Source organism: Pectobacterium aquaticum, from assembly GCF_003382565.3.
GTDB lineage: Bacteria > Pseudomonadota > Gammaproteobacteria > Enterobacterales > Enterobacteriaceae > Pectobacterium > Pectobacterium aquaticum.
The window spans coordinates 3,135,574-3,149,637 of sequence record NZ_CP086253.1; the positions used below are offsets into that span (position 1 = coordinate 3,135,574).

Genomic DNA, 14,064 nt, shown 5'->3' on the forward strand with positions numbered 1-14,064 from the left:
CGCTCTCATCAGCTAAAACGTTTCCCAATTCGCATTCGATGACCCAGCATGAGCGGGTTTAGGTAACAGTGATTTTGGTAATGCAGCAAGCGAAGGTACGCTCTCGGCACGATGTTCCTGCGCTGCGGCTTGATCAAGCTTGAACACCGCCACCGCATTCTGTAAATATCTGGCTTGCTCTTCCAATGCCGCCGCAGCAGACGCGGATTCTTCTACCAGCGAGGCGTTTTGCTGAGTGACACGATCCATTTCATTGACCGCCTGACCAACCTGCTCGATCCCGCGGCTTTGCTCATCGGATGCCGACGCGATTTCCCCCATAATATCCGTCACCCGACTCACAGCCCCAACGATTTCTTTCATCGTGTCACCCGCGTCTTTCACCTGCAAAGAGCCGATATTGGTGCGGCTAACCGAATCATCAATCAGCGATTTGATCTCTTTGGCAGCCTGAGCACTGCGCTGCGCCAGCGTTCGTACTTCACCCGCCACCACGGCAAAGCCTCGCCCTTGCTCCCCGGCACGCGCCGCCTCTACTGCTGCATTCAGCGCCAGAATATTGGTTTGGAAGGCGATGCTATCAATCACGCTGGTGATGTGGGCGATTTTTTGTGAACTGTCGGCTATCTCATTCATCGTTTTCACAACATTATCGACGACGGTACCGCCTTTATTAGCCGTTTCCGACGCATTTCTTGCCAACAGCGTGGCATGACGCGCGTTGTCTGAGTTCTGCTTCACCGTTGAGGTCAGTTGCTCCATGCTAGCCGCCGTTTCCTGTAGCGATGCGGCCTGCTGCTCCGTGCGCGAAGACAGATCGTTACTGCCCACCGAAATTTCGCTGGCCCCAGCGTGGATGGAGTGGGAACTATCACGCACCAGACTCACGGTACGGATTAATGACTGCTGCATATGATGTAGCCCCGCCGCAAGCTGGCTCATCTCATTGCGCCCAGTAGCATCAATAGGATGTGTCAGATTGCCCTCGGCAATCGCACTGATATGCCGCATGAGCGTACGCAGCGGGTGCAAAAGAATACGCTGCAACCCGATCCAACTGAGGATAATTACCAGCACCACGACCACAGAGAGTGCACCAAGAAGCCACAGCATCGTTTCAAATGCCGCGTGGTTTTCCTGTAGCCCGTCATCCGACAACTGGTTTTGCGCCGCTCGCCACGTAATATAGGCGTCCTGCATGGCCACGTTAAGCGGCGTCGCACCGCTACTCAATTTCATCGCCGCCCCCGCTAAGCCACCGGAAAGCGAATCAACGATATCATTCAGTAGCTTGTCGTAAGCGGTATAGCTCGCCTCAAGTTTTTTGGATAATGCTTCATCCAACCCAGGTGTATTAGGCAGAGACAAATAGTGTTTATAACTACTCTCTGAGGCGGCCAAGTGAGATTTGGCTTGCTGTAAAAGAGCCTGCATAGCCTCTTTATCCGCATTCCCCATCATCATGTTTTGTATAATAGAACCGATAGCGATGCGCGTCTGATTCATCATAATCCATGCATCGGTAAATGCAGCTACATTCTGGTTAGAGCGTTGGGAGACAAGGAATCCTTCTCTGTCGTTAATCAGTGCCCGAACGGATAGCGCACCGGTTAAAAATTGAGATATCCCCAAGACAAACAGTAAAATAACAAGGATGGTAATGACTCGAATACGTTTAAACATGGCACACCCTCTTTTTCCATAAGGATGCGATATTTATATCCGAAAAAAGAAGGGAAATATTGAACACTCAACACAAATAAAAACATTGCCTATATTATTTAACACCCCGATATGGACTATATTATTTTTCATATGGATAAATTCTCATTCCTAAAAATATAAGATCAACCTTGAATAGAGAAGTAAAGAATCGAGCAATAAGATAATCTGATGAAATAAAAGATAATTCGAGCCGCATGATAAAACGTGAACAGATGTTGGTCCTTTAAATGTCCTGTAATGACCCTGCATTTAAGGGAAACCAATGCACATGCAGCTTGAAGTATGACGGGGATAGCGGGATAGATTTTTATTTGAGGTAGGCTAACGCCTGTTTCAACATCCTTTCATCAATGCCGTGCCCAACAGCGGGGGCAACATCCAGCGTAAACGACGTCCCCAGTTCCTGAAAACGCTGAGCGGCAGCGTGAGCATGTCCAACCACAATCACACCGTCCGCTTCACCGTGAATCAGGTGCACCGCGACATCGGCAAATGCCTTTTCTGGCAACACAGCAAAGCGACCGCTGAACGCGATAATGTGCCCAGCCAGCAAGGATTCAGACTTCAACGCCTCCAGTGACATAATGCTGCCCTGTGAGAAGCCCACCAGCACGGTGTGTTCCGCACTCATGCCGCTTTGCCCCTGCCAGTGACGTACCGTCTCGATAAAACGCGGCAGATTCGCCTCAATACGGGAGAAACGATTCTCTTCCGTGATTCCCTGAACAGAGAACCACTGCCGCCCGTCACCATAGCCGCTGCTGAACGGTCCAGCAATGCTGATCACCATCGCCTGCGGCAATGCGGCGGCAAAATAGCGCCCAATCTGTGCCATGCCTGCGGCGGTATCGCCCACGCCATGAAACAGCAAGATTAACCGATTTGCTTCCGAAGGCTGCTGAACAACAACATAATCTTGATTCACGTTTCTCTCCTGAAGGCATGCGCCGAAGGCGTCACCTGCCAATATTCGTCATAAGGTACGGTTAATCCTCACTATACGCCGTGCACCAACAGGAGAAATCGGGAATTACTGAACGAGATGTTCCATTTTTTGCAACGACAGACAGAGATGCTCGCCCCTCCCTGTCAATGCGGTTTGATAATACGGATCGTTGAGGCCGGATCGTTCACCAGACAGCGTGTTGGACGCACAGGCCGTTTAACCAGTTCGCCGCCGCAGTTCGGGCAGGCGTGGTGAAAGACAGAATCGGCACAGTCAGGACAGAACGTACACTCATAGGAACAGATATATGTTTCAGCATCCGGCGGCAAATCACAATCGCAGTGCTCACAGTTGGGGCGTAATTCCAGCATTGGCTTATCCTGAAAGGCACAGAGTGAATCTTACAACTTATCAGATTTCACAAAATTTGGGAAACCCATCTACGGCACCGTTGCGCATCGAGATCGAGCAGCGCAGCGGCGGCCTCTTCTCGCCAACGCCTCAGGAGCATTTTTTTACCAGTCAGCCCCAGCGTCGTGGCTATCTGCTCGCTTTCACTCGGCTTTTCCGCCAGCAGGCGTAACGAAGGCAGTGGCAATGCAGTGTGACTCAACAGGCGGCAAAGCGCAGCGAAGCTGGCCTCCATCGGCCGATGCGCAAACGCAAACCCCGCCAGCTCACGCCAGTCGTCTTCATCCAACTCGGTATTTTCTGTCTGCGGCAGCGCAAGGTTCAGCGGAATCAGGCGCTGTAACCAAAACCAGTCACGCGCCAATTGCTGGCTTCCCTGCTGCGCCAGACGCTGTCCCGCTTCACTCAACGGCAGTATCGCCATCGCGCTGTAACAGCCGCTGCTGGCTTCAAGATGGCTACCGATACGCACCAGTTGAAACCCACACGACTGCCAGAATGCCCACAGGTCTGGCTGATAGCCAAAGCTAACCGACAGGTAATCCAGCGCCTGTCGCTGTGCCTCACGTATCTGTTCAGCAATTAACGCGCGACCAATCCCCTGTCGGCGATATGCCGATGCCACCGCAATCCGGCTCACGCGGCGAGCACGTAGCGTTGGTGCATACCATAGCCCGGCGTGTGCCGCCAGCGACTGCGCCACCAGATTACCGCGCGGTCGCCGCCGTCCGGCCCACACCTCATGCGCCAGTGAGGCAGACAGTCCGCCTTCCTCCACTAACCACAGCACGCCACACATCTCGCCCGCCATCTGTGCGCTGGCAATATGCATGCCCGGCGCATCCATCAGACGGCGCAGATCCAGCGGCGAGGTACGGTAATGCGCACTGCACAAGAGCGCGTAGCACCACGTCAGGCGGTCAGGATGTGCCAGCCAGTCGTCAGCGCGTTCGATTCGACTTTCCAACGCAGAAGAGGGAATAGGTCGATCGGGCGGCTGCGGGGAATGAAACGCTTCGGGTTCGTTAAATAACAATGCCTGATCCAACACCCGCTCCAGTGGATCATTCGCGGCCCAGCGCAAAGGATCGTCCAGCGTAAATGCCCGCCACTGCGGCAACGTCGCACAAAATTTCAGCAGAAATCCCCGTCCAGTACCTTCATACCCCTGCACCGTCGTGGTCATCAGAATGCGGGGAAAATACCGTAACAGCGCGGAAAGCACGGAAGACGGAATCGTCGCCGCTTCATCAATTAACAGCCAGTCGACATTGGGATCGCCATGAAGGCGGCAGTGTGTCAGCAGCGCATCAGGTGCCCAGAACTGCGTCTCGGTACGTGCGTGCTGTTGCAGAATCTCCGCCGCGGCACGGGAAGGTGCGGTAATCCAGCAGGCTCCCCGACTCCGCTGAGTCAGCATTCCCGCCAGCGCTGATTTCCCCCGCCCGCGCGGTGCGGTAATAACAAACACACCAGATTCTGCGGCATTCAGCTCATGCAGAATCTGCTGCTGTTGCGCTGTCGGTTCGCCGTTCGCAGGCTGCCAGTCCGATCGCGCGGCCAGTGGCCGAATCACGAATGCCCAGCCCTGCTGCCAGAGCACCACGTCCTCATCGGCCAGTAGCTGGCGCTGAAAATGCTGAATAAAGTGCGGGGTAGCAATCGGCTTTTCTTGTTCGCTCCAGCGCAGGCTGTCTTCATCCGGCTGCGTCGGCCATGCCTGCCACGACGGCACCAGCATAATCAGCCAGCTACCGGCCTGTAGCGTACCTGACAGCATCGCCAACGCGTCGACATCCACGCCGCTGCGTGCATCAAACACCGCGTGAAGAAACTCCCTCCCCAGCAGCGTCCGCACTCGACTGGCTGGCAGTGCGGTGACGGAATCAGGTGCGGATTCGCTAACCCACAGCCAGTCGCCGGACAATTGGCCACTGAGCGCCAACGCCTGCTCTTCACACCAGTTCGCTTCACCGCTCAGCACCAGCAATCGCCGGACGCCATAGCGCTGCTGCTGGCGCTGGCTGTGGAGAAAATCATGCAACATCATCACACGCGCCGAATCAATCAGGTCTTGCCGATCAGCAGAGAAAGCAGCCCTGCGGCGATCAGCGGACCAACCGGAACGCCGCGAAACAGCGCCACGCCCATGACCGTCCCCACCAGCAGCCCGGCCACCACAGAGGGCTGGTTACTCATCAGCGACACGCCGCGTCCGCCAAGCCAGGACACGACAACACCAATGAGGATCGCCAGCAGGGATTTCCAGTGCAGGAAGGAATGCATGACTTCACTGGCGGTAATTTTTCCGCTGGCAATCGGTGCCATCACACCAATCGTCAGAATGACGATACCGATGCTCAGGCCGTATTTTTCTACCCACGGGAAATAGTTATTCAAAGGCGTGATGCGTATCGCCAGCAAAACCAGAATCGCCAGTGTGACGGTCATGTTGTGGCTGATGATACCCAGCCCCGCTAGGACGAGCAGAATTAACAATGTCGGATCGAAATAAGCCATGGATGTGAGTCTGTCGAAAGTCGTCGGGTTGCGCGTTAAGCAAACCGCGATGATAGCATTAATCGGGGTCAGGGGCAGGAGTCGAAATAAGGGGTAAGTCAGCAAATCATTCAGCCAGAAACGAGAAGAGAAAGGCTGCTTTTCGAGAGAAAAATAGATAAAACATTCAGGCCGTCAGCCTATCGCAGACTGGCGACCTGAACGTAAACGATTGCGCAGTTAGTCTAATTTTACGCCGATACGGTGCGCAACTTCTTCATACGCTTCAATCAAACCACCGAGGCTCTGACGGAAACGGTCTTTATCCATTTTGTTCAGCGTTTCTTTGTCCCACAGGCGGCTACCGTCTGGTGAGAACTCATCGCCCAGCACGATTTCACCTTTGAACAGACCGAACTCCAGCTTGAAATCGACCAGAATCAGCCCGGCGTCGCCAAACAGTTTGCTCAGCACGTCGTTCGCCTTGTAGCTCAGCTCTTTCATGCGAGCCAGATTCTCTTCATTCACCCAGCCGAACGTCTTGCAGTAAGATTCGTTCACCATCGGGTCATGCATCTCATCGTTTTTCAGGAACAGATCGAACAACGGCGGGTTCAGCTCGATGCCTTCTTCGATACCCAGACGTTTTACCAGCGATCCCGCCGCGCGGTTGCGCACGACACACTCGACCGGCACCATGTCCAGCTTTTTCACCAGCACTTCATTGTCAGACAGCAGGCTCACCATTTGCGTTGGGATTCCAGCTTCTTCCAGTTTGCTCATGATGAAATGGTTGAATTTGTTATTCACCATTCCTTTACGGTCAAACTGCTCAATGCGTGCACCGTCTCCTGCTGATGTATCATTGCGGAACTCCAGCACCAGTAGATCGGGATCTTCGGTGGTGTAGACGGTTTTCGCCTTTCCACGATACAGCTCAGCTAGCTTTTGCATCTTTAATTACTCCACACAGTGAGGGTCAACAAGTACGACCCGATATTTAACGCTTCCCCGAACGGTTGCCGATAGCGCCCGTCAATTCGGGTAGAGATTGTTGAATGAAGAAGGGCCGGATAATCCGACCCTTGGTTTATTTATGCGTTATTTACTGAACGCCGCCTGGAATACGGCCACCAGTGCATCGTTCTGAGACTGGGTTAGCGTATGCCCTTTGGAGTCGATAAATTGCAGACTGCTGCGGTTATCTAAATCGCCGACCTGCAATTTGTAATCGCCGTTAGGCAGTTCAGGATTTTTCGCACCCAGGTCATCCCAGGTTCCGCCGCTCGGCGCACGATACGTCACGGAGACAGAACCCTGCGGACGGCTGCGATCGTTAACCTTCATGCCGATTTTGTCCAACGCGACAGGCAGACGATCCCACACCACGGTATACGGGCCGCGCACAATCAACAGTGGCAGACCAGTGTCATCCGCCCCGCTCTGCACATCCAGCGAACCAATGGTGCGGTTTGCCAGTGCGTTTTCGCGTGCGGTTGCCTGAGAATCCAGACCATTGCTAAGCGCATTCAGCATCAAGCCGGTGTATCGCTGGGCCTGATCGCCCGCTGTCACCGGCTGACCGTTCAGCTGTAATCCCAGCAGTTTCACGACCAGTGCGACCTGATAACCCTGCTGCTGCACGGAAATCTGATAACGTCCTTGATACGGAACGTCTTCATCTTCACGCGGCCATGAGATCCAATCAGTCGTCAGCGTTTGGCTGGCATCCTGACGGCTGGCAATGGTGAACGCTTTGTCTTGCAACACGCGGATAACCTGAGACCAGAGCTGGCTGTTTTGCGCGCTGTTTTCTAACAGCAGCGTTGCCGTATCTCCTGAAATCTGGGTACGGGAACCATTCAACAAAGCCAATGGCTGCACGGGAGGACGGATATCCAGCTCCTTGCCGACCGCACCATTCAGGGTAACTGGCGGTATATCATAATCCCCGTTCTGCACCGGTAAAATCATCCCGGCAGGCGTATTCAGCGCGTGCAGCGCCGGTGCTTTCAGATAGGATTCATCGCCACTGACCTGACGCTTATAGCGCTGATCGCTGGAACAAGCCGCCAGCAACATCACGAGTGATATGCCAACAACTTTCGCCACCATCGACTTTTGTAATGAATAACTCATTAAATCTCCCTAACGATTACAGCAAACCCGCTTGCTTAAGTGCTTGCCCCATCACCGTACGACCGGAATCGGTCAGCGGTGTCATTGGCAGGCGCAGCGTATCGGTCGCCATGAGTCCCAATTCCTTACAGGCCCACTTCACCGGAATAGGATTGGGTTCAACAAATAATTTCTGATGCAGTGGCATCAGGCGCTGATTTAAACGGCGCGCTTCGACAAAATTACCCTGCGCCGCCAGCTTGCAAAGTTCCGCCATTTCACGCGCAGCAATGTTCGCCGTTACGGAAATCACACCGTTACCACCGAGTTGCATAAAGTCCAGACCGCTGGCGTCATCGCCGCTCAGCAAAATGAAGTCTTCACTAACCAGCTCTTGGATCTGGCTCACCCGACTTAAGTTCCCCGTCGCTTCTTTAATTGCGACAATATTTTTCACTTCGGACAAACGGGCAACAGTTTCCGGCAGCATGTCGCAGCCGGTGCGGGAAGGTACGTTATACAGGATTTGCGGCAGATCGGTATGCTCGGCAATCGCTTTGAAGTGCTGGTACAGGCCTTCCTGCGTCGGTTTATTGTAGTACGGTGTGACCGTCAGGCAGCCAACAACGCCGGTGCCATGAAAGCGTTTAGTCAGTGAAACGCCTTCAGCGGTAGCATTCGCACCGGTTCCAGCGATGACAGGAATACGTCCGTCGCTCAGTTCCAGAGTCAGCAGCACGACATCGCCATGCTCGTCGTGACTCAGCGTGGCGGATTCCCCCGTCGTGCCGACAGAGACAATCGCCGATGTACCGCTAGCGACATGATAATCAATCAGTTTTTTCAAGCTCGCCCGATCGACGGCGCCTTTGGCGTCCATCGGCGTAACTAGCGCAACAATACTTCCCGTAAACATTGGCCATCCCCTCCACAAACAAGTGCTTCATGGTACTTTTGACTTCTATGCAAAAGCAAGCGGACAAGGGCGTTGTAGGTGCCTGACGCAGGTTTTTTTATGACGCAGTAAACGAAATTAAAAATGCTTCTGACGTTTTGGGGAAATCGGCTAGCAAGGATAGCCAACATAGCTCCCGTTTTTTACGGTGGGCTATCCCTGCCCGCCACCCTTCGGGCCGCCGCAAGCGGCGTTAAAAATTGCTCCAGTTTTTTACGGTGGGCTATCCCTGCCCACCGCCCTTTGGGCCGCCGCAAGCGGCGTTAAAAATTGCTCCAGGCAATTTTTTATGTTTACCATGTGATTAATGGGAAAAAAGACAGGAAGCATGATGTTGCCAAGCTCACAAGAACACTATCTGGTTATTACCGCGCTGGGAGTCGATCGCCCCGGTATTGTCAATGCGATTACGCGCCACGTCAGTAGCTGTGGCTGCAACATCGAAGATAGCCGTCTTGCTATGCTGGGCAAAGAGTTCACCTTCATTATGCTGCTGTCCGGTAGCTGGAACGCGATAACGCTGATTGAATCAACTCTGCCGCTGAAAGGCGCGGAGATGGATTTGCTAATCGTGATGAAGCGGACGGAGTCACAGGCTAGCCAACCAACCCCTTCTACCGTCTGGGTGAAGGTTGACGTTGCCGACTCCCCTCACATCATCGAGCGTTTTACCGATTTGTTCGATTCTCACCAGCTAAACATTGCTGAGCTGGTTTCAAAAACCCAGCCTGCCGAGGGTGACAAGCCGCCGCAGCTGTATATTCAGATTGCCGCACACAGTTCTGCCACGCTGGATAGCTCAATTATTGAGCCAGCCTTTCATCAGCTATGTACAGAATTGCACGCACAAGGCAGTATTAGCGTCGTTAACTATGCCCAGTAGCATTTGTGCCCAAGAGTATTGGGCCGCAAGATTATGGGTATATCCACAGCATGAAGAGAAACAAGACGGAGAGTCGTGATGAACACACTGAAAGCCGGTGATATTGCACCGAAATTTAGCTTGCCCGACCAAGATGGCGAACAAGTAAATTTAACCGACTTCCAGGGACAGAAAGTGTTGGTGTATTTCTACCCTAAAGCGATGACGCCAGGATGCACCGTTCAGGCCTGCGGCCTGCGTGATAATATGGACGATTTGAAAAAACATGGCGTTGAAGTTCTCGGTATTAGCACGGACAAATCAGAAAAGCTGTCCCGCTTTGTCGAGAAAGAAGTCTTAAATTTCACGCTGCTTTCTGATGAGGATCATCAGGTTTCAGAAGGGTTTGGCGTTTGGGGAGAAAAAACCTTCATGGGGAAAACCTATGACGGTATTCATCGCATCAGCTTCCTGATCGATGAAAATGGCAAGGTGGAAAAGGTGTTTGACGACTTCAAAACCAGCAACCACCACGACATCGTTCTCGATTATCTGAAAAGCGTCTGATTCACCGCTTTCAGATTTTCCACCGGCACCGTCATACGTGCCGGTTTTTCCTGTTATTCTCCCTCTTCATCACGTTTTTCCATTTGGTCGTTTTCATTCCACCCTCATCTCTGCAATTTTGCTCACCGTAAGCCATATTATTGATGCACAATAGCCATGCTCATATCGCTAAGAGGTGAACCGCGCAGATGATAAAAAAAGCAGCTCGCAATACACAAATCAGCCGTATTGTGATTCAAGGATATAAATCTATCGCCGCCTGTGATGTGGAAATGCGCACGTTGAACATTCTGATCGGGGCTAATGGTGCCGGAAAGTCCAACTTCATGGGATTTTTTCGTCTGGTAACGAACCTACTTGCTCAGCGCTTACAACTTTTTGTTGGCAAAAGTGGTGGGCCTGATGCGCTACTTCACTTTGGGCGTAAAAATAGCCCTTATTTGGAAGGAAATGTCTTCTTTACAGACACAAACTACCATTTCTCTTTGGTGCCGACGAACGATAACCGGATGATGTTTCAATCTGAAGATATATTCCAACAACATGGGCCCGTGATGACCAGTGGTCATTTTGAATCACAGCATAAGACATACCGTTCTTACAATGGCTCAAACAAACTTGATGATATACTTCCTCTGTTAGAAACAGTGGAGGTTTATCATTTAAATGACACGAGTGAAAGCGCCAGGGTTAAACAAATCCACCGTATTAACGATAATGACTATTTACGAGAAGACGGTGCCAATTTAGCCGCATTTCTATTTCGTTTGCAAAAGAATCACACGGCACATTATCAGCGTATTGTGAAAACGATTCAGATGGTCGCTCCTTTCTTTGGCGATTTTTATCTCCGTCCTACGCCGGATAACTCCGACAGTATTCAACTCGAATGGATCGAAAAAGATCAGGATATTCCCTTTAAAGCTCATGAACTGTCCGATGGCACACTGCGTTTCATTCTGCTGGCGACAGTACTGCTCCAACCTGAAACCTACATGCCCAGCGCTATCATCATCGATGAACCTGAATTAGGCCTGCACCCTTATGCCATCAACGTGCTCGCGGCACTCATCAGAAGCGCAAGCGAACAGCACCAACTTATTGTTTCAACACAATCTGTTGAGTTGGTTAATGAATTCGAAGCCGAAGATCTGATCGTCGTGGATAAACATCTTGGCGCCTCCACGTTTAAACGTTTGGATCAAGATTCACTGCAAGAGTGGCTGGAAGATTACAGTTTAGGAGAGCTGTGGAAGAAAAACATACTTGGCGGGAGGCCACAACGATAATCATGACGAGGATTAATGTTTTTGTTGAAGGACAAACGGAAGAAACATTTGTTCGCGATACGTTGGCCCCTTACTTTGTGCGGCAAGGTATTTACCTTAATGCGATTCTGGCACAAACCAGCCGAGGGCATAAAGGTGGAATTGTCAGCTATGGAAAAGTGAAACATCAAATAACCAGGCTGTGCCAGCAAGATAAGAAAGCCTGGGTAACCACGCTGATTGATTATTATGGCCTCCCGACTGATTTCCCAATGGTTGGGCAAGGCAAATCTGTTAATGAAGATATATATTCGTGGATCGAAGATTTGGAAAACACCTTTGATGCCGATATTGCTCAGCCTAATTTTATCGCCAATTTTTTATTACATGAATTTGAAGCGTTGCTATTTTGCGACCCAGAAAAATTCGCAGACTGGCTTGAAGAAAAAAAGCCGATAATTGAACTTAACAATATTAAGCTTGCGTTCGATTCTCCTGAATCCATTAATAATAGCCCACAGACCGCCCCCTCAAAACGTATTCTTTCTGCCATACCAGAATATCAAAAAACGTTACATGGGCCACTGATTGCCGCAGATATTGGGTTGGATACGATTCGTCAGCAATGTCCTCATTTTGAAGACTGGCTACAGCGTCTGGAAGCATTGAAACCGCCTCAGTCCTGATAAAGTTATCTCTGTGAGATGAGATTTCTTCCATGCGGACTTCCACTTTCACCACGTTTTTCCCGCTCGGGCATTTCTTTGTCTGCCATCGCTGGCTAAGATAGTCAGCAGAATGTTTTCATGTTAGCTGTTGATAAGGTTATCTTCCGTTATGTCTATTCGGTTAAGAAAAACGGTCATGTCCGTCCTGTTTGGGACATTACTGGCTGGCAACCTGTTTCCTGCTCAGGCCGACACGCAGGATCGGCTGCCGGATATCGGCACCACCGCAGGCGGTACGCTCAGTATCAATCAGGAACTGGCGATGGGCGATTTTTACGTCCGCCAGTTGCGCGCAGGTGCGCCGCTTATCAACGATCCGCTGCTGTCCAATTATATTAACCAGCTCGGCAACAGATTAGTTAAACAGGCCGATTCGGTGCGTACGCCGTTCCATTTTTACCTGATCCGCAATGATGACATCAACGCCTTCGCCTTCTTCGGCGGCAACGTGGTGCTGCATTCTGCGCTGTTCCGCTATGCCGATAGCGAAAGCGAGCTGGCCTCGGTGCTGGCGCATGAAATCTCCCACGTTACCCAGCGTCATCTGGCACGTAGCATGGAATCACAGCAGCGTAGCGCCCCGCTTACCTGGGTCGGCGCGCTCGGTTCTATTCTGCTGGCGATGGCCAACCCACAGTTGGGGATGGCGGCGCTCAGCGGCACGCTGGCGGGTGCGCAGCAGGGCATGATTACGTTCACGCAGTCGAATGAACAAGAAGCGGATCGCATCGGTATTCAGGTGTTGCAGCGCGCGGGCTTTGATCCACAGGCCATGCCGAATTTCCTGCAAAAGCTGGCGGATCAATCTCGCTATGCCTCCAGACCGCCGGAAATGTTGTTGACTCACCCCTTGCCGGAAAGCCGCCTGTCCGATGCCCGCAACCGCGCCAACCAGATGCGCTCAACGCCAGTGCAATCTTCTCAGGATTTCCTGTTCGCCAAAATACGCACCTTTGGCATGTATGGATCACCGGAACGACCGCTGAGCAACGATCTGCTGGAGCAATGGGAAAAAGGCAACGTGCGGGAGCAGCTAGCTGCGAAGTATGGCCGCGCGATACAGCTTTATCAGGCGAAGAAGTACGATGAAGCACGTAATGTGCTGCAACCGCTGCTAAGCAGCGCGCCTGAAAATCCGTGGTTTCTGGATATGATGACGGACATCGATCTGGGACAAAGCCGCGCGACACAGGCTGTCGCCCGTTTACAAAACGTGCCTGGAATGCAAGCGAACCCGGTACTTCAGCTTAATCTGGCGAATGCTTATGTAGAAGGGAAACAACCTGCTGCCGCCAGCAAAATACTGTATCGCTACACCTACGCACACCCTGACGATTCGAACGGCTGGGATCTGCTGGCACAAGCCGCAGCAGCACAAGGACAGCGGGCAGAAGAACTGGCCGCACGAGCGGAGAGTCTGGCCCTCAGCGGTCAGCTCGATCAATCTATTCGATTACTGAGCAACGCGAGTTCACTAGTCAAATTGGGGAGTCTGGAACAGGCGCGTTACGACGCCCGCATCGACCAGCTCCGCCAGTTACAGCAGCGCTTTCGCCAGTACCAAAAATCCTGATAAGGAGCATGACGATGACACCGTCTCCAACCAAAACATCCGTGACGATTTACCACAACCCGCGCTGCTCTAAGAGCCGTGAAACGCTGGCGCTGTTGCAAGAACACAATATTACGCCTGACGTCGTGCTCTATCTCGACACGCCGCCCGATGCCGCGACGCTGGCACAGTTGATCAAGCAGTTGGGCTTTACTAGCGCACGTGAATTGATGAGAACCAAAGAAGAAATTTATCAGCAGTTAGGGCTGTCCGACACAGCACTAACGGAAGCGCAGCTGATTCAGGCGATGACCGATAATCCGAAGCTCATCGAGCGCCCCATCGTCGTGGCGCAAGGTCAGGCTCGAATCGGCCGTCCGCCAGAGCAGGTGCTGGAAATACTGTAGCCGGAAGCAATCCTCAACGACGATTG

General features: G+C 52.2%; 14 protein-coding genes. 6 read left to right on the forward strand and 8 right to left on the reverse strand.

What is annotated here, in order from left to right; genetic code table 11:
• Positions 1–12: 12 nt before the first annotated feature.
• From DMB82_RS14615 to dapA, 8 genes are all read right to left on the reverse strand, one after another.
• Entirely contained in the window at positions 13–1,683 is a 1,671-nt protein-coding gene (locus tag DMB82_RS14615; protein WP_102116707.1) for a methyl-accepting chemotaxis protein, read from the reverse strand.
• A gap of 349 nt (positions 1,684–2,032) precedes the next feature.
• The gene (gene ypfH / locus DMB82_RS14620) at positions 2,033–2,650 is read right to left on the reverse strand and encodes an esterase (protein WP_102116708.1); all 618 of its coding nucleotides are present in this window, start codon (positions 2,648–2,650) and stop codon (positions 2,033–2,035) included.
• A gap of 164 nt (positions 2,651–2,814) precedes the next feature.
• Positions 2,815–3,042: a DUF1272 domain-containing protein gene (locus tag DMB82_RS14625; protein ID WP_102116709.1), complete on the reverse strand. Its 228-nt coding sequence runs from the start codon at positions 3,040–3,042 to the stop codon at positions 2,815–2,817.
• Between the two features lie 47 nt (positions 3,043–3,089).
• Positions 3,090–5,132, reverse strand: coding sequence for a tRNA(Met) cytidine acetyltransferase TmcA (locus DMB82_RS14630; protein ID WP_116155864.1), 2,043 nt, complete (start codon positions 5,130–5,132; stop codon positions 3,090–3,092).
• Between the two features lie 17 nt (positions 5,133–5,149).
• Positions 5,150–5,602, reverse strand: a complete 453-nt coding sequence (locus DMB82_RS14635) for a DUF441 domain-containing protein (protein WP_102116711.1) — start codon at positions 5,600–5,602, stop codon at positions 5,150–5,152.
• Between the two features lie 219 nt (positions 5,603–5,821).
• A complete protein-coding gene (gene purC, locus DMB82_RS14640; RefSeq protein WP_116163030.1) occupies positions 5,822–6,535 on the reverse strand; it encodes a phosphoribosylaminoimidazolesuccinocarboxamide synthase in 714 nt (237 codons plus the stop codon).
• Between the two features lie 147 nt (positions 6,536–6,682).
• Positions 6,683–7,720 carry an outer membrane protein assembly factor BamC gene (gene bamC, locus DMB82_RS14645; RefSeq protein ID WP_116163032.1) on the reverse strand — a complete coding sequence of 346 codons (1,038 nt, stop codon included), beginning with the start codon at positions 7,718–7,720 and terminating at the stop codon, positions 6,683–6,685.
• A 16-nt stretch (positions 7,721–7,736) separates the two neighbouring features.
• A complete protein-coding gene (gene dapA / locus DMB82_RS14650; protein WP_010286511.1) occupies positions 7,737–8,615 on the reverse strand; it encodes a 4-hydroxy-tetrahydrodipicolinate synthase in 879 nt (292 codons plus the stop codon).
• 370 nt (positions 8,616–8,985) lie between these two features.
• Here dapA and DMB82_RS14655 point away from each other — a divergent pair, with 370 nt between their 5' ends.
• From DMB82_RS14655 to arsC, 6 genes are all read left to right on the forward strand, one after another.
• The gene (locus DMB82_RS14655; RefSeq protein WP_010286503.1) at positions 8,986–9,537 is read left to right on the forward strand and encodes a glycine cleavage system transcriptional repressor; all 552 of its coding nucleotides are present in this window, start codon (positions 8,986–8,988) and stop codon (positions 9,535–9,537) included.
• A gap of 78 nt (positions 9,538–9,615) precedes the next feature.
• Positions 9,616–10,083, forward strand: coding sequence for a thioredoxin-dependent thiol peroxidase (gene bcp / locus DMB82_RS14660; protein WP_116155863.1), 468 nt, complete (start codon positions 9,616–9,618; stop codon positions 10,081–10,083).
• Positions 10,084–10,274: 191 nt separating this feature from the next.
• Positions 10,275–11,372: an AAA family ATPase gene (locus DMB82_RS14665; protein WP_420892630.1), complete on the forward strand. Its 1,098-nt coding sequence runs from the start codon at positions 10,275–10,277 to the stop codon at positions 11,370–11,372.
• A 2-nt stretch (positions 11,373–11,374) separates the two neighbouring features.
• On the forward strand, positions 11,375–12,037 hold the full coding sequence (locus tag DMB82_RS14670; RefSeq protein WP_116163036.1) for a DUF4276 family protein: 663 nt from the start codon (positions 11,375–11,377) through the stop codon (positions 12,035–12,037).
• A gap of 151 nt (positions 12,038–12,188) precedes the next feature.
• Complete coding sequence (bepA, locus tag DMB82_RS14675; protein ID WP_116163038.1) at positions 12,189–13,652, forward strand: beta-barrel assembly-enhancing protease; 1,464 nt, start codon at positions 12,189–12,191, stop codon at positions 13,650–13,652.
• Positions 13,653–13,666: 14 nt separating this feature from the next.
• On the forward strand, positions 13,667–14,038 hold the full coding sequence (arsC, locus tag DMB82_RS14680) for an arsenate reductase (glutaredoxin) (RefSeq protein ID WP_116163040.1): 372 nt from the start codon (positions 13,667–13,669) through the stop codon (positions 14,036–14,038).
• Positions 14,039–14,064: the final 26 nt, after the last annotated feature.